Source organism: Tautonia plasticadhaerens, assembly GCF_007752535.1.
In the GTDB taxonomy this organism is placed as follows: domain Bacteria; phylum Planctomycetota; class Planctomycetia; order Isosphaerales; family Isosphaeraceae; genus Tautonia; species Tautonia plasticadhaerens.
Genome location: NZ_CP036426.1, coordinates 4,483,849 through 4,505,165, shown reverse-complemented (window position 1 = coordinate 4,505,165; position 21,317 = coordinate 4,483,849). Strand labels below are relative to the sequence as shown.

The 21,317-nt window shown below is 75.1% G+C and carries 17 protein-coding genes; 14 read left to right on the top strand and 3 right to left on the bottom strand.

Features of this window, described 5'->3' with window-relative positions:
* Positions 1-65: 65 nt before the first annotated feature.
* Positions 66-3,812 (top strand): HEAT repeat domain-containing protein, encoded by a 3,747-nt coding sequence (locus ElP_RS18155; protein ID WP_145271658.1) that lies wholly within the window; start codon positions 66-68, stop codon positions 3,810-3,812.
* Here ElP_RS18155 and ElP_RS18150 read toward each other — a convergent pair.
* Positions 3,770-5,311: a glycosyltransferase family 39 protein gene (locus ElP_RS18150; protein WP_145271656.1), complete on the bottom strand. Its 1,542-nt coding sequence runs from the start codon at positions 5,309-5,311 to the stop codon at positions 3,770-3,772. The two genes, ElP_RS18155 and ElP_RS18150, sit on opposite strands and share 43 nt — an antisense overlap.
* Positions 5,312-5,677: 366 nt before the next feature.
* Between ElP_RS18150 and ElP_RS18145 the strand changes: the two genes are divergently transcribed.
* The 10 genes from ElP_RS18145 (at position 5,678) to ElP_RS18100 (ending at position 16,838) form a co-directional block, all read left to right on the top strand.
* Positions 5,678-6,193 (top strand): hypothetical protein, encoded by a 516-nt coding sequence (locus tag ElP_RS18145; RefSeq protein ID WP_145271654.1) that lies wholly within the window; start codon positions 5,678-5,680, stop codon positions 6,191-6,193.
* 22 nt (positions 6,194-6,215) lie between these two features.
* On the top strand, positions 6,216-6,782 hold the full coding sequence (locus ElP_RS18140; protein ID WP_145271652.1) for a chemotaxis protein CheW: 567 nt from the start codon (positions 6,216-6,218) through the stop codon (positions 6,780-6,782).
* Positions 6,779-7,978 carry a methyl-accepting chemotaxis protein gene (locus ElP_RS18135; protein ID WP_197446155.1) on the top strand — a complete coding sequence of 400 codons (1,200 nt, stop codon included), beginning with the start codon at positions 6,779-6,781 and terminating at the stop codon, positions 7,976-7,978. The genes ElP_RS18140 and ElP_RS18135 overlap by 4 nt, the downstream gene beginning before the upstream one ends.
* Positions 7,975-11,049, top strand: a complete 3,075-nt coding sequence (locus tag ElP_RS18130; protein WP_145271650.1) for a hybrid sensor histidine kinase/response regulator — start codon at positions 7,975-7,977, stop codon at positions 11,047-11,049. Before ElP_RS18135 ends, ElP_RS18130 begins: the two co-directional genes overlap by 4 nt.
* 63 nt (positions 11,050-11,112) lie before the next feature.
* Positions 11,113-12,648: a response regulator gene (locus ElP_RS18125; protein ID WP_145271649.1), complete on the top strand. Its 1,536-nt coding sequence runs from the start codon at positions 11,113-11,115 to the stop codon at positions 12,646-12,648.
* A gap of 56 nt (positions 12,649-12,704) precedes the next feature.
* Positions 12,705-13,610 (top strand): hypothetical protein, encoded by a 906-nt coding sequence (locus ElP_RS18120; protein WP_145271647.1) that lies wholly within the window; start codon positions 12,705-12,707, stop codon positions 13,608-13,610.
* Positions 13,611-13,653: 43 nt separating this feature from the next.
* Complete coding sequence (locus tag ElP_RS18115) at positions 13,654-14,148, top strand: hypothetical protein (RefSeq protein ID WP_145271645.1); 495 nt, start codon at positions 13,654-13,656, stop codon at positions 14,146-14,148.
* Positions 14,149-14,244: 96 nt separating this feature from the next.
* Complete coding sequence (locus ElP_RS18110; RefSeq protein WP_197446154.1) at positions 14,245-15,192, top strand: formylglycine-generating enzyme family protein; 948 nt, start codon at positions 14,245-14,247, stop codon at positions 15,190-15,192.
* A 75-nt stretch (positions 15,193-15,267) separates the two neighbouring features.
* Positions 15,268-16,167, top strand: a complete 900-nt coding sequence (locus ElP_RS18105; RefSeq protein ID WP_145271641.1) for a TRAFAC clade GTPase domain-containing protein — start codon at positions 15,268-15,270, stop codon at positions 16,165-16,167.
* A gap of 26 nt (positions 16,168-16,193) precedes the next feature.
* Positions 16,194-16,838, top strand: coding sequence for a GAP1-N2 domain-containing protein (locus ElP_RS18100; RefSeq protein ID WP_145271639.1), 645 nt, complete (start codon positions 16,194-16,196; stop codon positions 16,836-16,838).
* A gap of 18 nt (positions 16,839-16,856) precedes the next feature.
* Here the strand turns inward: ElP_RS18100 and ElP_RS18095 are convergent, their stop codons facing one another.
* Positions 16,857-18,068, bottom strand: coding sequence for a PcfJ domain-containing protein (locus tag ElP_RS18095; RefSeq protein ID WP_145271637.1), 1,212 nt, complete (start codon positions 18,066-18,068; stop codon positions 16,857-16,859).
* Positions 18,069-18,437: 369 nt separating this feature from the next.
* Between ElP_RS18095 and ElP_RS18090 the strand changes: the two genes are divergently transcribed.
* Both ElP_RS18090 and ElP_RS40690 read left to right on the top strand, forming a co-directional pair.
* A complete protein-coding gene (locus ElP_RS18090) occupies positions 18,438-19,529 on the top strand; it encodes a mandelate racemase/muconate lactonizing enzyme family protein (protein ID WP_145271635.1) in 1,092 nt (363 codons plus the stop codon).
* Positions 19,530-19,703: 174 nt separating this feature from the next.
* The gene (locus tag ElP_RS40690) at positions 19,704-19,892 is read left to right on the top strand and encodes a hypothetical protein (RefSeq protein WP_145271633.1); all 189 of its coding nucleotides are present in this window, start codon (positions 19,704-19,706) and stop codon (positions 19,890-19,892) included.
* Positions 19,893-19,916: 24 nt separating this feature from the next.
* Here the strand turns inward: ElP_RS40690 and ElP_RS18080 are convergent, their stop codons facing one another.
* Positions 19,917-20,135, bottom strand: a complete 219-nt coding sequence (locus ElP_RS18080; protein WP_145271631.1) for a hypothetical protein — start codon at positions 20,133-20,135, stop codon at positions 19,917-19,919.
* A gap of 198 nt (positions 20,136-20,333) precedes the next feature.
* Between ElP_RS18080 and msrA the strand changes: the two genes are divergently transcribed.
* Positions 20,334-21,122, top strand: a complete 789-nt coding sequence (gene msrA, locus ElP_RS18075; protein WP_145271629.1) for a peptide-methionine (S)-S-oxide reductase MsrA — start codon at positions 20,334-20,336, stop codon at positions 21,120-21,122.
* The last annotated feature ends 195 nt before the right edge of the window (positions 21,123-21,317 follow it).

The following is a 21,317-nucleotide window of genomic DNA, read 5'->3' as shown; positions in this document are numbered from 1 at the left end:
ATCCCGACCCATCGCCCGCCCGCGTCTCGCCGATCCGACGCACACCCGGCCCGGGGGCCCCTTCCATGCGCCGAACCGCCCGCCTGCTGCTCGCCGTCGCCCTGCCCTGGCTCGCCCGGACCGGCGGGGCCTCCCAGGACGCGGCACCGCCCCTGCCGGGCGTCCCCGAGGGCTGGACGGTCGAACTCGTCGCCGAGGCCCCGGAGATCCTCTACCCGACGGCCATCGTCGCCGCGCCGGACGGCACCGTCTACCTCGGCCAGGACCCGATGGACATGCCCGGCCCGCCGACCGAGCCGATCGACTCGGTCGTCGCCATCCGGCCCGACGGCACCATCACCACCTTCGCCGACGGGCTCTGGGCGGTCATGGGCCTGGAGTGGATCGACGACACCCTGTATGTGGTCCACGCCCCGTACCTCTCCGCCTTCCGGGACGCCGACGGCGACGGCGTCTCGGACGAGCGGGTCGACCTCGTGACGGGCCTCGGCCCGGACCTGCCCGGCTTCAGCGGGCTGAACGACCACGTCCCCTCCGGGATGGAACTGGGGATGGACGGGTTCTTGTATGTCTCGATCGGCGACAAGGGCATCCCCCGGGCCGTCGGCACGGACAGGGAGGCGATCCGGCTCAAGGGGGGCGGCGTGGTCCGGGTCCGGCCGGACGGCACCGACCTGGAGGTCGTCTCGACCGGCGAGCGGAACCCGCTCTCGGCCTTCCTCACCGCCACCGACGAGGTCTTCACCTACGGCAACGACGACGACAGCAAGAAGTGGCCGAACAGCCTGACGCATCACGTCGTCGGCGGCCATTATGGTTATCCCTATGAATTCATGCTCGAACCCGACCGCTGCCTGCCGATCGTCGCCGGGCAGCTCGGCGGGTCGGGCACGCAGGGGATGATCTCCAAGGGGGACGGGCTGCCCGAGCGGTATCGGGGGGACCTGTTCCTCTGCGACTGGGGCCTGCAGGCCGTCTTCCGCGTCGAGGTCGCCCCGAGCGGCGGGACCTTCCGGATGACCCGGCGCGAGCCGTTCGTCACCGCCGGCGACGTGCCCGACTTCCGGCCGTTCTCGGTCGCGCCGTCGGCCGACGGGGCGTCGCTCTACGTCGTGGACTGGGGCGTCGGCAACTGGCTGCTCTCCGGCGTCGAGTCGGGCAGGCTCTACCGGCTGACCTACGCCGGCGACGACGCCTCCCCGCCGACGCCGGCCCCCGATGTGCTGGACGTCGCCGCGCTCGACCATCCGGGCCACGAGGTCCGCCTCCGGGCCCAGCGGGCGATGGCCGCCCGGGGGGCCGGGGCGGTCGCCCCGCTCGCCGGACGGCTGGCCGACGCCGGCCGGGGGACGCAGGGACGCCTGCATGCGCTCTGGGCCCTCGATGCGATCGGCACCCCGGAGGCCGTCGCCCCGCTCCGGCAGGCGTTGACCGACGCCGATCCGACCGTCCGGGCCCAGGCCGCCAAACGGGCCGGGATCCGGGCCGACCTGGCCACCCGACCGGCCCTGGAACGCCTGCTCGACGACGCCGACGCCGTCGCCCGTCGCGAGGCGGCCATCGCTCTCGGCAAGCTGGGAGACCCGGCCGCCGGGCCCGCCCTGATGTCGGGGCTCGGCGACCCGGACCCGACGGTCGCCTGGTCGATCCGCCGGGCGATCCGGTCGCTCGGGGCCTGGGACGCCGGCCTGCTGCTCGCCGCCCTCGAGGACCCCGCCCGCCGGGGAGAGGCACTGAAGCTGACCGACGAGGCCTGGGCCGTCCCCGTCGCCGACGCGCTGGCGAGGGCGGCGGCCGGGGTCGAGGACCCGGGGGCCCGGGCGGAGATCGTCGGCAACCTCGCCGGGATCCTGCTGGCCTATCCCGAGTGGGACGGCGCCTGGTTCGGCACCAACCCGCTGGCCGGCACGATGCCCCAGAAGACCGCCCCCTGGGACCGGGAGGGGATGAGGCTGGCCCTGCTCGGCCTGATCGGGGCCCTGGACGACCCGGACGCCGCCGTCCGGGGGCGGGCGATCGTCGGCCTCCGCCCGGCCGGGCCGACGGTCGGCCCCCACCTCCGCAAGCGGCTCGAAGTCGAGTCCGACGGCGAGAACCTCCGGGCCCTGGCCCTGATCCTCGGCGACCAGGTCGACGTGGCCGCCACCCCCGCCCTCGCCCGGATCGCCGCCGACCCCGACGCGCCGATGCCGGCCCGATCGGCGGCGGTCGACGCCCTGGGCAACCTCCCCGGGCCCGACGCCCTCCGCGCCCTCTTCGGCCTGACCTTCGACCCCGGGGCCCCCCCCGGGCTCGTCGCCCGGGCGCTGCCGAAACTGGCCGCGACGAAGGCCCTGCCCCCGAACGACCTGGCGAGCTTCCTCGACCGGCCCGACCCGACCGTCCGGATCGCGGCCCTCGGCGCGATCGCGGCGGTCGAGGGCCTGCCCGGGCACCTGGCCGACCGCGTCGCCTCCTTGCTCGACGACCCCGACCCGACAGCCCGGGTCGCCGCCATCGCCGCGGTCTCGGCCCTCGGGCATCGCGCGGCGGTGCCGAAGCTGATCGAGATCGCCGGGGCGGGCGACGTCGACCCGACCGTCCGCTCCGCCTCGGTCCGGGCCCTGGCCGCCCTCCCCGACCCGGCCGCCCTGCCGGTCTACCTGGCCGCCCTCGGCGGCCGGGACGCCGACCTGAGGAGATCCGCCGAGCGGGCCCTGCTGGCGATCCGGGACCGGGTCCGCCCGCAGCTGGAGGGGCATGCCCGGTCCGCCTCGATCTCCGGGCCCGAGGCCGGTTCCCTGGGGCGGATCCTGACCCGGTTCCGGCCGATCGTCGACTGGAAGGTCATCGGCCCGTTCGCCCGGACGACGGCCCGGGTCTTCCTCGGCGAGCCGTCGATCGACTTCAATCAGTCCCACTCCGGCGTCGAGGGCCGGCCGATCTCCTGGCAGCCCCGCAAGGCCGACCCCACGACCGGCCGCGTGGTGCTCGACGACTTCAAGGGGGGCCGGGGCGACCTGGGCGGCTTCGGCTACGACGAGACGGGCTCGCCCGACCTGGCCGCCTTCGCCTACGCCGAGATCCCGTCGGACGCCGACCGGGAGGCGCTGCTCCTGTTCGGCTCCAGCGGGTCGCTGATGGTCGAGCTGAACGGCGAGCCCGTCCACACCTTCACCGAGTACGCCGGGAGGCCGTACGCGACGGACAGCGACCGCGTCCGGGTCCGGCTGAAGGCGGGGACGAACCGGCTGGTGATGCGGGTCCGCCAGGGGATCGGCACCTGGGCCTTCGGCGTGCAGGTCTCCGCGCCGGGCCAGGAATGGCTCGCCGCCCGCCCGGCCGAGGCCGGGATCGAGGCCCTCCGCGCCTTCGCCCTCGGGCACGACGGCGACCCCGCCCGGGGCGAGGCCATCTTCTTCGACGAGGGGGGCGTCGGCTGCGTGAAGTGCCACGCCGCCGGGGGGAAGGGCTCGTCCGACATCGGGCCGGACCTGACGGGCCTGGCGTCGAAGTATGATCGCGCCGAGCTGATCCGATCGATCCTGGAGCCTTCCCAGCGGATCGCCACCGGGTATCAGCCGGTGCTCGTCGCCACCGACGACGGCCGGGTGATCGCCGGACTGGTCCGGGAGGAGTCGGCCGAGGACCTCGTCCTGGCCGACGCCGGGGCGAACCTCGTCCGCCTGCCGAAGGCCCGGGTCGAGGAGCGCCGGGTCGGCCAGACCTCGATCATGCCCGGCGAGCTGGCCGAGGCCCTCTCCCCCGAGGAGTTCGCCGACCTGGTGGCCTACCTCGGCACCCTGACCGCCCCGCCGGCGTCGGGTCCCTGATCGGGCGGGGCCCCCTCCGGCAACACTTCATACACGGCCACCCGGCCCGAATCGCCGGACCAGGAGCGTCGGACCCTCCCCGGCCTCCCGGCGACGAACTCCGAGATCGGGTCTTCCCGGGCCCGGGCGAATCGGCCCCGGACGAGGACGAGGTAGGCCACCCCGTAGCGGTCGACCTCCCGGGCGATGGCCTCGGGGTCGTCGGGCGGGACGATCCCGGGCCGGTCGGTGAACCAGAAGGCCTCGGCCGGGTAGGCGGTCATGATCGGGCCGGGGTGATCGCCGTGCGAGGCGATCCACCGGAGCCCGGCGTCGACCGGCTCGTGGGATCGACGCTCGGCCGAGGCCCGGCCGGACGCGGCGGCGTAGACCGAGTAGGGCGTCGCCGCCGCCAGCAGGAGCGCCGAGCCCCAGACCCGGGGCCGACCCCGGCCCAGCCTTCGGGCAATCCCCGCGATCCCCTCCAACGCCACCACGAGCAGCGCCGGCACCAGCGGGAGGAGGAACCGGCCCGCCTCGGTATACGGCCAGGCCAGCAGCAGCGCGAGGTTGCAGGCGACCACCAGCCCGGCCGTCCTCAGGCGATCGGTCCTCAGCACGGCCACCAGCCCCCGGGCCATCACCAGCCCGGCCGCCACCGCGAAGATCGCCGCCACCGGATACGCCCCCGGCGAGAAGACCGTGCCGACCTCGACGAACGGGCCGGTCAGGACGTCGGGGATCCGCAGGACGTAGAACCAGGCGTTCCCCGCGATCACCGCCGGCAGCGAATCGCCCGGGAAGTAGCCGAGGTGGGTCTTCCGCCCCGCGGTCGCCAGCCGCCAGGCCCAGGGCGAGACGACCAGGCCCGAGACCGCCACCGTCGCCGCCAGGGACCGCCACCGGCGTCGGAGCAGCAGCTCGATCCCGATCGCCGCCGCCACCGCCGCCCCGATCAGCCGGGTCAGCATCATCGCGCCGATCAGGCCGCCGACTCGGGCACCTCGGCCGATCCCCCCCGCCCTCGCCGCGGAGACGCCCGCCAGCAACGCAAGCTGCTTCAGCAGCATGTAGAGCGGCTCCGACTGGATGTTCCCCCCCACCCGATGCCAGGTCCAGTTCATCGCCAGGGCCAGCCCGAGCAGCAGTGCAACCCGGGCCGAGTACTGCCAGCGGAACCACCACCAGGCCGCCACCGTCGCCCCGGTCGTGCAGAGGATCGACACGGCGTGCGCCGACGCCGCCGACCTCCCGAACACGCCCCAGGCCGCCGCCAGCAGGGCCGGGTAGGCCGGCGGGAAGTGGGCGTGCGGCGGGGCGTCGGGGTGGTCCACGTCCCGGTAGCCCTGGCCCTCGACCAGCGCCCGGGCGAGCATCGCGTAGCCGGCGCCGTCGAACCGAGGGGGCTCGTCGAACCCGGTGTTCAGCACCGCCCCGGCCGCCGCCACCGCCGCCACCACCGCCCCCGCCCCCCATCGGCCCGCCCACCGATGCCGCCGAACCGATCGCGAGTCACCCATTCATCCCCCCCTTCCAGGTCCCGACGATTCTAGCGACCCGCCCCCGCCCGAGGGGACCCGACTCCGGGGCCGTCGGGGCCCGACCCAGCCTGAGCGGGGCGATCCCCGCATCCCGGCCCCCGTCGCCACCCGGCCTCGGGGCGTCGGCGGTCCCGTTTCAGCCGGCCGAGGGCCCGGTCGGCGCCGACCCGGGGATCGGGCCCGGCGTCGACCGACGGCCGCCCTGGCGCGGAGGGCCCGCCGGCGGGCCCTCCGGCGGTAATCGTGACCTAGGGTTCAGTGGCGTCCCGCCCGCCTCGGGCGGGAGGGGGCCACGATGGGCCGCGGAGTCCGGTCGTGCAGGTCGAATCCGGGAAATCGAATCCGTTGCGCAGGGCCGTCGCCGAGATGCGGCTGGAGCTCGACAGCCTGATCGGCTTGGAGCTGGGGAGGCTGCTCGGCGGCTCCCCCGGCCGGGCCGCCCCGGCGCCGGCCGAATCTCCGCCGCCGCCGCCCCCGGGCCGGGCGGCTAATTCGGATGCCTCGACGGCGGCCCGATCGGGGCCGTCACCGGCCATGGTGCCGGTCCCGATCCCGATCCCGGGGCCGGCACCCGAGTCGATGCCCCCGTCGATCGCGGTGGCCTCCGGTCCCGAGGGGCGGGCGGCCGACCGGGACCCGGCCCCGCCCCCGTCCCGATCGCTGCCCCGGGACGAACCGGCCCGGGGGCGGCCCGGGGCCCTCGACGACGACGGCGACGACGACCCCGGGAGGCGGCTCGACGCCCTGGCCCGTCGCCTGGAAGGGCGGCTGCGGAGGGCCCGGGACCGCCCGGGGGGCCGGCCGAGGCCGGAGGACTCGGGGGACCGGCCGGGGGCGGCCGACCCGGGACGGGACCGATGATCGATCACCGGGGTGAGAACCGATGGATGAACCGCCCGAGGGGCGCCCGTCCCGGGCGTACTGCCTCTTCCTGAGCGAGTCGAGGCCGCTGGGCGTGCCCCTCGACGCGGTCGCCGAGGTGATGGAGGCCGGGCGGCTGGTCCGGCTGCCCCTCTGCCCCGGGCAGGTCGTCGGCCTGTGCACTTATCGCGGCAAGATCGTCCCCGTGGTCCGGCCGGGGGACGAGGGCGGCGGTCCACCCGGCGGGGGAGAAGGGGGCGGGCGGGCGGTGCTGATCCTCCGGACCGGCCGCGGCCTCTGGGGGCTCTCGATCGACCGGGGCGGGGTCTCCGTCGAGGTCGCCGGGGAGGGGCCCGCCGGCGAGGGGCCCCCGATCGGCCGGGGCTTCGTCGCCTCGGGCTCGGTCGGGCGTCGGGGGACCTCCCACGCCGTGCTCGACCCCGACCGGTCCTGGCGGGGCGTGAAGACCGAGATCGATCAGTGGTACGCGGACGCCCTCGGCTCCGGGGGGGACGGCTTCCCGCCCCCCCCGGGCCAGGGCGGGGTGGGTTCGGGGGCGTCGGACACGAGGCAGGGCGGACAACCATGAACACGATGTCGATGGGCCCGGCCCTCGCGGTCGGCGGGCTGGGGGGCCTGGCCGCGGTCGGCCTGGCCCTGGGGATCTCGGCGGCGGGCGGCGGCGCCTTCGGGGCGGCCCTGGCGGCGGTGCTCGGCTCGGCCGCCGGGGCGGCGGTCGCCGGGTTCGTCTCCAACGCCACCGCCCGCCGGTGCGCCCGGACGATGGCCGTCCGCACCCCCCGGGCCGACGTGCCCAGCGCTTCCCGGCTCGCCTCCGACGAGTCGAAGCAGCGGCTCGACGAGGTCCGGGCCGAGCTGAAGGAGATCTTCCAGGCCATCTCCTCCCTGGGGGAGTCGGCCGGCCGGATGTCCGAGGGGGCGATGGAGCAGACCGGCGCCGTCCCCAAGACGACGCAGACCGTCGAGGCCCTCTACGACCGCATCGACCTCATCTCCCAGAACGCCGACGAGGCCGCCGACGCCACCGACCGCACCCGGCAGGAGGCCATCCGGGGGCTGGACCAGATCAAGGGCGTCATCGACGGCATGGAGCAGCTCCGGGCCCAGGTCGAGTCCAACGCCAGGAAGGCCCGGAGGCTGGGCGAGCGCTCGGTCGAGATCGGCGCCATCGTCGAGCTGATCGGCGAGATCTCCAACCGCACCGACATGCTCGCGCTGAACGCCACCATCGAGTCCGTCCGGGCCGGGGAGCACGGCCGGGGCTTCGCGGTCGTCGCCGACGAGATCCGCAAGCTGGCCGAGCGGACCGCCGCCGCCACCCGGGAGATCGCCACGCTCGTCGAGGCGATCCAGGCGGACACCCACGAGAGCATCCGGTCGCTCGCCGAGGAGCAGGCCGAGATGGAGAAGGAGGCCAACAGCGTCCGCGAGGCCGGGTCGGCCCTGGAGCGGATCAGCCGGGTGGCCGAGGACTCGGCGAGGCTCGTCGACGGCATCTCCCACTCGGCCAACGACCAGGTGCTCGCCGCCCGGGATCTCGTCTCGGGCATGCAGCGGATCTCCGAGGTCTCCAAGCTGCTCCTGGGGGAGACGAAGCAGATCCGGCAGCAGTCCAGGGCCGTCTCCCAGCGCTGCCAGGCGTTGAACGCCCTGGTCTCGAGCCGGTCGCAGCCCGACGGCGTGCCGGGGCTCGACGCCTACCGGGCCCCGAGGCTCCATCCCGGCTCGTCCCCGCGCCCGGTCCCGATCGAGGCGAGGCCATGATGACCGGACTCGAACGGCCGAGGGGGTCCGAGCTGGTCGACCGGCTCGACCGGCTCCGGGGGCAACTGGCCGGGACCGACGCCCCCCCCGGCGGCGGCCCCCCGGCGATCCGGGAGGCCATCGGGCCGATCGACCCGGAGGCCGACCCGGCCGCCGCCGACGCCCTCGGCCGGCTGGCGCTCATGGCGGAGGTCTGGGACTGCCTCGTCGCCGAGGGGCCCGAGGCCGTCTCCCCGCTGCCCGGGTTCTTCGAGCGGGCGATCGACCGCCTCTGCGACGGGCTCCGGCTCGGCGACCCGGGAGGGGCCTCGGCCTGGATCCTCCGCGAGTCGGAGTCGCGCTGGGGAGACTACCTGGCGCTCATCGACCCCTCGATCGACCCCGCCGCCGGGGGGAGATCCGAGGGGCAGCCCACGACCCCCTGCGACCCGCCGGCGATCGACGCCGCCGAGCTGATCCGGAGGATCTCCGGCCTCCCCGCCTCCGGCCCGCCGGCCTCCCCCGCCCCCCCGCCCGATCCCCGGCCCCCGGCACCGGCCGACGACGGCCCGGCGATCGACGCCGCCGAGCTGACGCGGGCGCTCACCGACCCGGCCGCCGTCGGCCCGGCGCCCCTCGCCCCCCGCGCCCTCGATCTCGGGCCGACCGCCCGGGACGGCCCGACGCCCCCCCCGGCCGTCGACGACGACCCCGGGCCCGCGATCGACGCCGCCGAGCTGCTCCGGAGGCTGACCGGCTCCCCCCCGTCGGCCGGCCCCCCGGGCGGCACCGATCCCGGGCCCCCCGCGGGGGAGGCGCCCTGGTGGGAGCGGGCCCTGGAGGTCCCGGCGATCCAGGCCCGGGCGAAGGCCCCCGCCGTCGCCGACCCCATGGCCGAGGCGAGGGGCCTGGAGCTGGATCCCGAGCTGCGCGCCATCCTGATCGCCGACATGACCGACCTGTTCGGCCGGATCCAGGGGCTGGTCCTCGGGCTCGGCTCCGGGGGCGATGCCGGGCGGCTGCACGAACTCGGCCGCTGCTATCACACGCTCAAGGGGGCCGCCGGCAGCGCCGGCCTGACCCTGCTGGCGGCATCGATCCACGACCTGGAGGACCTCCTGGAGGAGGCCGGCGGGGCCTGCCCCGATGACCTCGTCCGGCGGATGGAGGAGTCGCTCTCGACGATCGAGGGCACCCTGGGGGCGCTGGACGACCGCGAGGGCCCGGACGTTGAATCCCCCCCCGGCGATCCGACGAGCCCGACGGCGTCGGCCCCGCCGACCGACGACGGCCCCGGCCACTCGGAGGCCGACGGCCTGATCCGGATGCCGGCGGCGCGGTTCGAGGAGCTGGTCGACCTCTGCTCGGAGCTGCTCACCAGGAGGAGGGCCTGGGCCGGCCTCGCCGACCGGATGAAGGGCCTGGCCCATTCGGCCCGGGGGTGCAGCCACCGGCTCCGGGGGAACGTCGACCGCCTGACCGAGGCGGTGCCGACGGCGGCGATCGGCGGCCGGGCGCCCCGCCCCCTCGACGACGAGCTGACCACCACCCTTCGGAGGATGGGTGAGCAGGCCGAGGACCTGGTCGCCCTGGCCGCGACCGCCCGGGAGGCGGCCCTCCCCATGGCCGCCGAGGCCGAGGACCTGTCCCGCCTGAGCCTCCGGCTCTGGGAGGGGTTGCAGTCGGTCCGGATCGTGCCCGTCCGGAGCCTCTTCCAGCGGCTCATCCGGGTGGCCCGGGACGCCGCCCGGGTCGAGGGGCGGGCCGTCGAGGTCGTGCTCGTCGGCGAGGAGACCGGGGCCGACCGGGCCCTGCTCGACAAGGCGTACGAGCCCCTGCTCCACGTCGTCCGCAACGCCGTCGGCCACGGGATCGAGCCCCCCGACGACCGGGAGCGGCTCGGCAAGCCCCGGGCCGGCACGATCACCCTGGAGGCCCGTCGCGAGGGGAACACCGTCGTCCTCTCGGTCCGGGACGACGGCCGGGGGCTGGACCACGAGGCGATCCTGGCCAAGGGCCGCCGCGTCGGCCTGATCGGGCCGGACGAGCACCCGGGCGTCGACCGCCTCAACGGCCTGATTTTCCACCCCGGCTTCTCCACCCGGAGCCAGGCCAACTCCGTCTCCGGCCGGGGCGTCGGCATGGACGTGGTGGCCCGGGAGGTGGAGCTGCTCCGGGGCCGGATCGAGCTGTCCTCGACCCGGGGCCGGGGCACGGGGATGACGATCCGACTCCCGACCCGGATCTCCCTGGAGCCGGTGATGGTCGTCCGGATCCGGGGCCAGGCGTTCGCCGTGCCCACCTCGGCGATCGACGCCGTCGGCCGGGCCGACCGGGTCGACCGGGGCGGCCCCGGCGCCCGGCCGACGGTCGCCGTCGGCGGCCGTGAGCTGCCGATGCTGGACCTCGGCTCGATCCTCGGCTTCTCCGGGCCGATCGGCGATTCGTGTCCTACCGTACTGGTGGTGACGGCCGACTCCGGGGCGGTGGCGCTCCGGGTCGACGGCATCGACGGCCCGATGGAATTGGTCCTCAAGCCGCTCGGCCCGCTGCTGGCGGGCCACCCGGCGGCCTCGGGGGCCGGCCTCTCCCCGGCCGGGGAGGTCATCCCGGCCCTGAACGTCGCCGGCCTGCTCCGCCTCGCCGGGGCGGGCGCCCGGGAGTCGACGGCCATCTCGGCCCCGGTCCCGCTCGACGAGCGGCCGGCCGCCCTGGTCGTCGACGACTCCCTGAGCGTCCGCCGGATCGCCAGCCGACGCCTCCGCGCCCTCGGCTTCGAGGTCGACGAGGCGAACGACGGCGAGGAGGCGCTGGGCCGGCTGAGGGGCCGGTCCTACCGCCTCATCATGACCGACCTGGAGATGCCCCGGATGGACGGCTTCGCCTTGCTGGCCGAACTGGGCCGGACGGGTGTCATGGACGCCACCGGGGTGGTCGTCACCAGCACGTTGACCGACGAGGCCACCCGCCGACGGGTCCTCGACCTGGGGGCGATCGCCTTCGTCCCGAAGCCCGTCGACCCCGGCACCCTGGCCCTGGCCGTCTCCCCGCTGCTCGGGCTCGGGCCCCGGCCCGCCGATCGCCCGAACTGACCGAACCGAACCGAACCGAACCGAACCGTATCGACCCGACCGACCGTCCGCCCGAGGGCAACCATGGACAGCCCGCAGATCCTGGTTATCGACGACAGCCCGACCATCCTCAAGATGGTCGAGTGCCACCTCTCGCAGGCCGGCTACCGGGTCGCCACGGCGTCGAACGCCGACGCGGGGGTCGACGCGGCCGAGGCCATCCGGCCCGACCTGATCCTGCTCGACCACCAGCTCCCCGGCACCACCGGCGACGAGGTCTGCCGACGCCTGCTGGCGGGCGAGTCGACCCGGCACATTCCGGTGGTCATCAGCTCGGCCATGCGCAATCGCGCCTTCGCCAACTACACCGAGCTGCCCAACGTCGTCGACCAGATCCCCAAGCCCTTCACCCCCGACCTGCTCAGGACCGGCGTGGCCAACGCCCTGCAGGTCGGCGCGATGGTCGTCCGGGCGCAGAACACCGGGTGCGCCATGCCGGAGGTGGTCGACGAGGTGAAGGACTCCCTGCTCGAGGGGCAGACCTCCGCCTTCCCGATCCGGTCGGTGATCGACTTCCTGAACAACAACGCCTGCTCCGGCCGCCTGACCCTGGAGCTGGAGAAGGACCGCATCCGGTTCACCCTCTCCGGCGGCCGGATCCAGGCCGTCTGCTCGCCGACGATCAGCCCCGATCGGCTCTTCGACCTGGTCCCCCCCGAGCTGGCCGAGCTGGCCCCGCTGCTGGCCGCCACCCTGGGGGAGCGGCTCGACCCGTCGATGTCCGGCCTGGTCCGGATGCTGGAGCGGAGCCTGACCGACCCGAGGCGCCTCCGGGCCCTGCTCCGCTGCCAGTCGGCCATCCTTTCCCACTGGGCGTTGACCGCCGGGCCGGGCAAGTTCAGCTTCGAGGCCGACGCCGCCGTGCCCCCCATGTTCCAGGCGTTCCCGCTCCAGATGAGCCTGCCCGCGCTGGCCGTCGAGGGGGTCCGGCGCTGCGACCCGGCGGGCGACGCCGACGCCTCCGCCCCGGCCGTCTTCGCCCGGCAGGCCCCCCGGGGCGGCAACCTCGACCGCACCGGCCTCAGCCCCGCCGAGATGAAGGCCTACGCGCTGTTCGACGGCTCGATGCCGCTGGCCGAGGTGGCCGCGCAGGCCGGCCTGCCGGTCGGGGCCGCCGCCGACGTCGCCCGGGGGCTGGAGCTCGCCGGGCTGGTCGAGCGCCGGGCCGCCCCCTCCGGGGCGTCGATCCTGGTCCTCGACGACGACCCGGAGGCCTCCCGGGCGATCCAGTCGGCCCTCGGCCCCGGGGGCCGGGGCTGCCAGGTCAAGGCGGTCCGCGACCGGGTCGGGGCCCAGTTGCTGCTCCGCCGCCAGCGGTTCGACCTGGTGATCGTCGCCCTCGACCGCCCCGACCACGAGGCGTTCGTCCGCACCTGCCGGGAGCTCTCCCCCGAGTCGTGCCGGTTCGTCGGCATCGCCGGCCTCACCGACGAGGAGGAGCTGAACCGCCTCGACGCGATGGGCCTGGACGGCATCCTGCACCGGCCGATCTCCGAGCCGGACCTGGTCGCCACCGTCGACCACCTGCTCCGGGCCCCCGAGGCGGTCGCCTGCGGCTGAACCGACCGACCAACCCCCGGCCCGAGCCGGGGCCCCCAACGCGTGACGAGGCCACGATGGAACCGACCCCTACGTTCGACCCCGCGGACGGCGGCTTCGTCGACACGGTCGCCCTGCTCCAGGAGGAGGTCGCCCGGCTCGAGGCCGAGCTCCGGATGAGGGACGAGCAGCCGACCTTCGAGCAGCCCTCGCTCCTGGCGATCCACTCCGAGACGGTGGTGGGGACCCGAGTCGAGGAGCTGAACGCCCTCCTGGGCGAGCGGGACGAGGTGATCGCCCTGCTCTGCGACCAGCTCTCGGCGATCGAGGGGGCCCAGGCCGCCCGGTCGGCCGAGTGGGACCAGCTCCACCGCTGGGTCGAGGAGCTGGAGGCCCGCTTCGGCGACGGCGAGGCCCCCGACGACGAGGCCGGCCGGTCCCGACGCGAGGCCGAGGCCCTCCGGGACCAGATGGAGCAGCAGCGGCGGGCCTGGGAGGCGCAACGCCGCTTCCTGGAAGGGGAGGTCGACGCCCTGAAGGCCCGCCTCGACGGGGAGGCCTCCCCCGTCGACCCCGAGGCGTTCGCCGCGCTGGAGCAGGAAAACCTCCGGCTCCTCGAAGCCTGCCGTCGGCTCTCCGAGGCCAACGCCGACGCCCGGGCCGGGGGCGGCGGCGAGGGTGGCGCCGATCCGCCCGAGGTCGAGGCGCTCCGCCGCGCCCTGGACCGGGCCGAGGCGAGGCGAGAGGCCGCCGAACGCGACCTGGAGCACGTGCGATCCCGCTTCGAGCAGCAGCTGGCCGCCATGCAGTCGCAGCCGACGACCGGCCGGATCTCCTCGGCCGACCTGTCGCCGAACGAGCGGGTCAAGGCCCTGCGCGAGCACCTCCGGGACCTGCACGTCAAGGAGGAGGAGGAGCGGAAGGAGCGGCAGCTCTCGGCCCGGATCTCCCGACTCCTGGGGCGAAGCGGGGCGAGACGATGAGCCGAGCGGAACTCGAGAATCCCCCCCTCCCGGAGTCGTTCCGATGCTGCCAAGAGACGGCGAGCCGACGGGCGCGGCCTGGCTGGACGAGCGGGAGTCCCCGCCCGAACCGTCGGCCGTCGCCGCCTCGCTCGAGCGGATCCGGACGGGCGTCCACCGCTGGCTCGACCGGGTCGACGAGCTGGCCGCGGCGGCCGTCGAGGCGGCCCTCTCGGCCGAGAAGTCGCGGGCTGCGCTGCAGGCCGAGCTGGAGCGCCGCGAGCGCGAGTGGGCCGAGCAGCTCCGGGCGCTGGAGCACGACCGCCTCCGGCTGGCCGAGGCCTGGGAGCAACTGGAGCGGGAGCAGGTCGCCGCGCTGTCGGCCGGCCGGCCGGGGGACGGCCCCGACCGGGCCCCCCGGCAGGGTCCGTCCCCGGAGTACTACCGCCGCCCGGTCGAGCTGGACGACTCGGTCGACCGCACGATCGTCCGGCAGTTCGAGGCCCTGCGGAAGGACGTCCGGCGGGCGGCCGAGTCGCGCGGCGTCTCCCCGGGCTGACCGCCCCGCCGGCCCCCCCATCCGCCGAGCCAACCGAGAGGAACCATGATGTCGCTCAAGGTCCGAGGACAGGTCGATTCGCCCAGGAGAGGCTGGATGGCACGCCTGCTCGGCGGGGGTCCCGCGGACGAGGCCGGGGCCATGCCGTCGCCGAGGGGGGAGCGGGTCGGGCAGTTCGTCGACGAGCTGATCGCCGACGGCCGGGACGCCTTCGCCCTGCTCCGGTCGACCGAGGCCCACGTCGACGAGGACGACGCCCGGCGCGCCTGGGCCACCCTGGGGCGCCGGATGGCCCTGATCCCCCCCGGCCCGGTGGCCGTCGTCCGGGGGGACGGCGGCGACGAGCTCGTCGACCTCCCCGCCTACTACCTCGACCGGCATGCGGTCAGCAACCGCCAGTTCTCCCGGTTCGTGGCGGCCGGCTGCTACGACGCGCTGGACCTCTGGCCGAGGGAAGTCTGGCCGAGCCTGCTGCAGTTCACCGACAAGGCCGGTCGCCCCGGCCCGGCCGGCTGGACGGGGGGGAAGTTCCCGGCGGAGAAGGCCGACCACCCGGTGGTCGGCGTCTGCTGGTACGAGGCGACCGCCTACGCCCGGTGGGCGGGCAAGCGGCTGCCCTCGGCCGCCGAGTGGCAGAAGGCCGGGGGATGGCCGGAGCACCTCGGCGGCGGCCACTGCACCCGGTACCCCTGGGGCGACCTGTTCGACCCGGCCCGGGCCAACGTCCGGTCCACCGGGATCGGCGGCACGGTCCCCGTCGACGCCATGCCCTCGGGCGGCACGCCCAACGGCATCCGCCAGATGTCGGGCAACGTCTGGGAATGGCTCGACGACCCGCTCGACGCCATCCCCTGCCGGCCCGGCGAGTCGTTCTGCCCGTGGAAGCCCATGCGACGGATCGCGGGGGGGGCCTTCGACACCTACCTGCCCGGCGAGGCCACCTGCCACTTCGTCACCGGCCAGGGCGTGCTGGACCGCCGCCCCAACATCGGCTTCCGCTGCGCCCTCTCGACCGACCGGCTCCGCGAGCCGCCGGCCGACTGAGCCGCCCCCGATCGGTACGACGGCCGCCGGGCCGGGGCGAAGGGCCCCGGCCATCGACCCGGAGCACGCCCCGATATGTACACGACCTCGAATTATCTCGACGAATCGCCCTACCGGACCAACCAGATCACCTGCCCGTTCTGCGGCGGCGGGGTGCGGGGGGCGGCCTGTGGCCAGTGCCACGCCCCGATGGAGGTCGTGCAGTCGATCGGCGGCCGGCCGGTCCCGCCCCGGGTCGTCGGCGTCCTCGGCCCCAGCGGCGTGGGGAAGACGGTCTACCTCGGCATCCTGCTCGACCTGCTCTCGCACGGCGTGGGGTCGCTGCACGGCGTGGCCCGGGGCCCGTTCTCGCTGAACCTCCAGCGCCAGGTGATGTTCGCGATGCAGCAGCAGCGGTTCCCGGACAAGACCCCCGTCGAGGCCGACCGCTGGCAGTGGGTCCACTGCGAGGTGACGACCTCCCAGGCCAAGAAGGGGACGACCGGGTTCGACCTGGTCACCCCCGACGTGGCCGGGGAGGCCGTGGCCGCCGAGCTGGAGAGCCCCGGCTCCCACAAGACCGTCCGCTCGATCATCGCCCGGTGCTCCGGGCTGGCCGTGCTGATCGACACCGTCGGCGTCATCGCCGAGGGCCAGGCCCAGGAGTTCTTCGCCATGTCGCTGATCTCCTACCTGGAGTCGCTGCACCAGGGCCGACGCGGGAAGGTCGAGCTGCCGGTGGCCCTGATCTTCACCAAGGTCGACCTCTGCGACGAGCCGATCGCCGACGCCGACGCCTTCGCCCGGTCCCACGCCCCGGCCCTCTGGCGGATGTGCGAGGCGAAGCTCCGCCACGCCCGGTTCTTCTGCTCCAGCGTCGCCGGCTCCTGCGGCCGGATCATCGACCAGGACGGCGGCGAGTCCCTGGTGCCGCTGCGGGTCGAGCCGAAGGGGGTGATCGAGCCCTTCGCCTGGATGGCCGGGCTGCTCCGCTGACCGGCAGGACGATGGGGGGCGGCCCGATGCGAGCGGACCAGGCGATCTACACCTCCTTGCCCCGCGCCGGCCAGTCCGGCTACCACGTCGTCGGCCGGTCCCGGGGCGTCTCCGACGCCGAGGCGAGGGCCCTGGCCTCGTGGTCCCCGTCGCACGACGCCCTGGTCGTCGACGGCGCCAACCGGGCGAGCGTCAACGTCCACCCCCTGCCCGGGGGGCGGGTCGCCGTCTCCCGGACCTGCGAGGGGCCCCCGGAGTACAGCGGGAGGGGGGGCAGGCAGATCTACACCCATGCCCTGCTCCTCGACGCCGAGGGGCTCCGGCGCTCCGGGGCCCACCCGATCGCCGTCTTCCGGGACGCGATGGCCCTGGGGATCCTCCGGTACCGGGCCGACCCCCCGCCGACGCTCGACGAGGTCGAGCTAGGCCGCTGCCACCCCCCGATCGGACCCGGCCCGGGGGGCCCGCCGCCCGAGGGCCTCGACCTGGCCGCCCTCCGGTCCCGGCTGGAGTCGGGGGCGAGCGTCGAGGTCCGCTTCCCCGGCGACCGCCTCCGCCTGGCCGAGGCCCTGCTGGGCTCGCTGCGGCGGGAGCTGGCCGAGGCCCTGAGCGTCTCGACCAGCCTCCGCCCCTCCTCCGCCCGGCCCTTCCGCCTCTGCCTGCTGCCCTGACCCGGGGCCGACCCGGCCTCACCAGTCGATCGAGAGGCCCTCGGCCCCCGCCCACTCCCGGAGCAGGGCCATGCTGGCCTCGTCCGGGTCCTCGTTGCACTTCTTGCTCGCCTGGACGACCGACCGGGACTCGGGGTCGACCTCGATGGTCAGCACCCGTCTCCTGCCGCCCGGGCACTCCTCGCCGAGCGACCAGATGCTCGACCTCCCCCGGGCGCAGCCGGCGGTGTAGGTGGCGACGCAGTGCCGCATCGCCTTCCCCTCGGCGGCCAGGGCATCACTGTCCAGCAGCTCGACGATGGTCCAGGCCCGGCCGTCGCCCCCCTCTCGTCGGAACCCTCCCAGCCCCGAAGGCTCCCATCGGAACAGCCTCCGTTCGGGCGCCCCCGGCCGCCTCCGGGCCCCCCACTCGGCGGCCCTCCGGGCCAGCGAGTCCGCGGTGCAGCCCTTGATCGACAGCTCGGGCCGGGGGGGCTCCAGCTGCACCTCGGTGTCCTCGCCGATGACGACCGTCCGGTACTCGAACCGCTCGGCGTACAGGTACTCGACGATGGGGTCGATCCGGCCGAGGTCCAGCCGGGGGGTGTTCATCAGCAGGGAGATCAGCGAGGACCAGAACGGGTCGAGGTAGAGCGTCCGGCCGAGCCGGGTGGCGGCCACGGCCCGGGCCAGCGCGTCGGGCCCCCCCATGCCCCGGACCCGCGCCCGGCAGAGGGCCTCCTCGATCGGGACGTGGGGAGGGGCCTGGGAGAACTCGAAGGCCATCCGGCGGGTCATCCGGACCGTCGAGAGGATCGCCCGCAGGCTGCCCCCGGCCGCCGCCTCCAGGAACCAGTGCCGGAGCCGATTCCCCGGCCATCCCGGCCCGCGGAACCAGCTCGACAGCAGGACCGGCGGGACCGGGTAGCGGGCCAGCAGGTGGTGGGCCAGCGACGAGAAGAGCGGGAGCGGGCCGACCCCGGCCGGCTCCCACCCCTCCAGGGGCCGGAGCCACCGGCGTCGGCACTCGACCAGGGCGAGCAGCCCGGAGACCAGCCGGGCCGACGCCTGGGCGTCGGCCCGGCCGGCGAGCCGGCGGGGGCGGAGCAGGTCGGAACGGCCCTGGACGTTCCAGAGCAGGTGGGAGAAGGCCCTCCTCGACTTGGCCCCGACGGCCTCGTCGAGTGAGTCGTGGATCGCCCGGTCGATCAGGCGCTTGGCGAACTCCCTGGGTGCGATCGCGGTGGGCATGGCTCTGCGCTCGGGTGGATCGGGGACGGGACGGGCGGCCGGATGGGCGGACGGGGGACGAGGTCACCCCGCCGTCACGGCCGCTCGGCCCCGGACCCTCCGAGGGTCGGGCGGTGCCTTCAGGTCTCGTGTCGGGCGAGGTGTCGGGCCGGGTCGAGCGGCCTGGGATTGGTGTTCATGCTCGAATCCTCCTCGGTTCGGGAGACCGATCGGTCTCGATGGGGAGGGACACCGGGGGCCGGGCCCCGGTTCGCGGGAGGGCGGCGGGATCTCCCGGCCGGGCCCCGCGCCGGGTACCCTGGGGCCCGACCCCGCCGGGCCGGGCCGACCCCGGGCGGGGGGCTCGCCACCCCTCCCGAGGGCACTCGCATGAAGATCAGCCGGGTCGACTCCTTCCTCGTCGAGGTGCCTCAGAAGGCCCCGATCGCCCCCTACCACTCCCGGTACCGGGGGCAGTCGGTCACCCGGTCGATCCTGATCCGGCTGGAGGCGGACGACGGGACGGAGGGCTGGGGGGAGGCCCCCCAGGTCTACCTCGGCGACCCGCTCACGGGCCGGGAGGCCGAGGCGCTGCGGCCGACCCTCGCCGGGGTCGACCCCACCGACGTCGTGGCGGCCTGCGACGGCCTGACGTTCGAGCACATCTACATCCAGAGCGCCGTCGAGATGGCGATGTGGGACCTGGCCGGGAAGGCCCGCGGCGTGCCGCTCTACCGGCTGCTGGGGGGGCCCTGCCGGTCGGAAGTCGAGCTGGCGGCCTGCATGGGGATCCAGTCGCATGACCGCGCCGGGGAGATCGCCCGGCTCTACGTCGAGATGGGCTTCTCCACCCTCAAGGCCAAGGCCGGCCGCGACCCGGAGGAGGACCTGGCGATGGTCCGGGGGGTCCGGGACGCGGTCGGAGACCGCCTGGAGCTGCGGATCGACCCGAACACCGGCTACTCCCCCGAGGCCTGCGAGCAACTGGCGAAGGACCTGGAGCCCTACCGCCTCCAGTACCTGGAGCAGCCGATGGGGGAGGACCTGATCGACGAGTCGGCCCGGATCCGGGGGCTGACCTCCACCCCCCTGGCCCTGAACGAGTCGGTCACCACCCCGGAGCGGGTCCGGGAGATCCTGGACAAGGAGGCGGCCGACGTCCTCCTGCCGGACACCTACCAGTGCGGCGGGGTCTGGGCGACGAAGCGAGTGGCCGAGGTCGCGGCGTCGGCCGGGGTCCCCTGCGTGGTCCACTGCGCCCACGACCTCGGGCCGAAGACGGCGGCCATGCTCCACCTGGCGGCCGGCACGCCGAACTTCCCCCTGGCCAACGACTGCACCTACTACGGGCTCGTCGAGGACGTCCTGGTCCGCCCCCTGGAGATCCGGGCCGGGCGGATGGCCGTCCCCCAGGCGCCGGGGCTGGGGATCGAGGTCGACCCGGAGAAGGTCCGCAAGTACCGGGTCGGCCCCCCGGCCTGAGGGCGAGGCGGCCCCGGGGTGGGATCGAGACGCGATCGGGTGTCCCGGCGACCGCGACCAGACAATTCGGGATCTTCGTTTGACGGGGCGGGATCCCGCCGGATAGCCTGGAGATCGTCGCCGGGGGGCCGGGCCCCCCACCGAAGGATCGACCGCGAGCCGGGGAGCGGCATCATGACCAAGCGACCGAAGCAGGGACGGTACGCGAGCCGGGGCGGATGCGCCATGGTCGACGCCTCGGGGAGGCGCTGGGAGCACGAGGACCCGCGCTACCTGAGGCGATGGGTCTCGGGCCGGGACCAGTCCCGCCTCCTGAGGGCTCACCCGCCGAAGTCGCCGCCCGGCGGCGAGCCCCCCCGCTGACCGGCCGGCCGGCCGGGGCCCGGATCATCGGCCGGGGTCGTCCCGGATGGGTTCGGGTTGATGATCCTTCGGGGGGCCGACCTCGGTGATCGGGGTCCAGGACGGCGGGTCGCTGGCGGGGAAGGAGTCCTCGGAGGCGACCTCGACCTCGTCGGGCTCGACCTCGTCGGGCTCGTCGTCGGGTCGGGGGCGGCGGTCGTCGTCGCCCGGGGTGGCGTCTCGGTCGTCGGCGGTGGGGGTCATGGCGATGGTCCTCGGGCTCGGGTTCGGGGCCGGGTCGGCCGGCCCCGGGGGTCGGCCGGATCGAGATGCAAATGCCCTGCCCCCGGGTGTGCCCCGTCGACTCCGGGTCTACAATGGTGAGGACGTCGAGGGGCCGCCCCCGTCCCGATCCGGTCGACCGGGGGGAGGCCGGCCCCGAATCCCCGGGAGCCCTTGAGGATGACGATCGCGATCTCGACGGCCCTGCTCCTGGCGATTGCCGGGGCCCCGGCCGACCCGGGTCCCGGTGTCGGGCCCGTCGTCGCCGCCCCCTCGCAACCGCAGAAGACGCCGCAGCAGGGCGACCGCCCCGCGGAGGAACCCGCCGTGCAGACCGACGAGCCCAAGGAAACGGAAACGGGGGGGAAGCCCGACACGGGCCAGGAAGGCGAGACGGCCGCCCCGCCGGTCTCCTCGGAGCCGAAGCTGGCCACCTTCGGCGGCGGCTGCTTCTGGTGCACCGAGGCGGTCTTCGAGCTGGTCAAGGGGGTCGGCGACGTGGTCTCCGGCTACTCCGGGGGCCGGGTCCCCTTCCCCTCCTACGAGCAGGTCTCCACCGGCCTGACCGGCCACGCCGAGGTGATCCAGGTCACCTACGATCCCTCGGTGGTCAGCTACGCCGAGCTGCTGGAGATCTTCTGGAAGACCCACGACCCGACCACCCTGAACCGCCAGGGGCCGGACATCGGCACCCAGTACCGCTCGATCATCCTCGCCCACGATCAGGCGCAGTTCGACGAGGCGAAGGAGCTGAAGGCGAAGCTCAATGAGGCCAAGGTGTTCCGGAAGCCGGTCGTCACCCAGGTCGTCCCGATCGAGGCCTTCTTCCCGGCCGAGCCGTACCACCAGGACTACTTCCGCAAGCACCCCAACGCCGGGTACTGCCAGTTCCAGATCATCCCCAAGCTGAAGAAGTTCAGCCAGGTCTTCCGCGACAAGATGAAGGGCGCCCCCGGCAACGGCGGGTGATCCGAACCGGGGCCCGTCCCTCGACGCCCTCTCCGGGCGAGCGGCCGGACTCCCTCCCCCTCTCCCCGAGCGATGGGAGATGGCCGGGGTGAGGGGTCGGCGTATGGGACGCAAGGCCCGGCGCGTCCTCGGCTCCCCCTCACCCGGCCTTCGGCCACCCTCTCCCCCGAGGACGGGGGCGAGGGTCGGGGTCTG

Bases quoted from the DNA above. Each gene is read 5' to 3' on its own strand.
- ElP_RS18155 (WP_145271658.1), top strand. From the start codon at position 66: ATGCGCCGAACCGCCCGCCTGCTGCTCGCCGTCGCCCTGCCCTGGCTC.
- ElP_RS18150 (WP_145271656.1), bottom strand. From the start codon at position 5,311: ATGGGTGACTCGCGATCGGTTCGGCGGCATCGGTGGGCGGGCCGATGG.
- ElP_RS18140 (WP_145271652.1), top strand. From the start codon at position 6,216: ATGGATGAACCGCCCGAGGGGCGCCCGTCCCGGGCGTACTGCCTCTTC.
- ElP_RS18135 (WP_197446155.1), top strand. From the start codon at position 6,779: ATGAACACGATGTCGATGGGCCCGGCCCTCGCGGTCGGCGGGCTGGGG.
- ElP_RS18130 (WP_145271650.1), top strand. From the start codon at position 7,975: ATGATGACCGGACTCGAACGGCCGAGGGGGTCCGAGCTGGTCGACCGG.
- ElP_RS18125 (WP_145271649.1), top strand. From the start codon at position 11,113: ATGGACAGCCCGCAGATCCTGGTTATCGACGACAGCCCGACCATCCTC.
- ElP_RS18120 (WP_145271647.1), top strand. From the start codon at position 12,705: ATGGAACCGACCCCTACGTTCGACCCCGCGGACGGCGGCTTCGTCGAC.
- ElP_RS18115 (WP_145271645.1), top strand. From the start codon at position 13,654: ATGCTGCCAAGAGACGGCGAGCCGACGGGCGCGGCCTGGCTGGACGAG.
- ElP_RS18110 (WP_197446154.1), top strand. From the start codon at position 14,245: ATGGCACGCCTGCTCGGCGGGGGTCCCGCGGACGAGGCCGGGGCCATG.
- ElP_RS18105 (WP_145271641.1), top strand. From the start codon at position 15,268: ATGTACACGACCTCGAATTATCTCGACGAATCGCCCTACCGGACCAAC.
- ElP_RS18100 (WP_145271639.1), top strand. From the start codon at position 16,194: ATGCGAGCGGACCAGGCGATCTACACCTCCTTGCCCCGCGCCGGCCAG.
- ElP_RS18095 (WP_145271637.1), bottom strand. From the start codon at position 18,068: ATGCCCACCGCGATCGCACCCAGGGAGTTCGCCAAGCGCCTGATCGAC.
- ElP_RS18090 (WP_145271635.1), top strand. From the start codon at position 18,438: ATGAAGATCAGCCGGGTCGACTCCTTCCTCGTCGAGGTGCCTCAGAAG.
- ElP_RS40690 (WP_145271633.1), top strand. From the start codon at position 19,704: ATGACCAAGCGACCGAAGCAGGGACGGTACGCGAGCCGGGGCGGATGC.
- ElP_RS18080 (WP_145271631.1), bottom strand. From the start codon at position 20,135: ATGACCCCCACCGCCGACGACCGAGACGCCACCCCGGGCGACGACGAC.
- msrA (WP_145271629.1), top strand. From the start codon at position 20,334: ATGACGATCGCGATCTCGACGGCCCTGCTCCTGGCGATTGCCGGGGCC.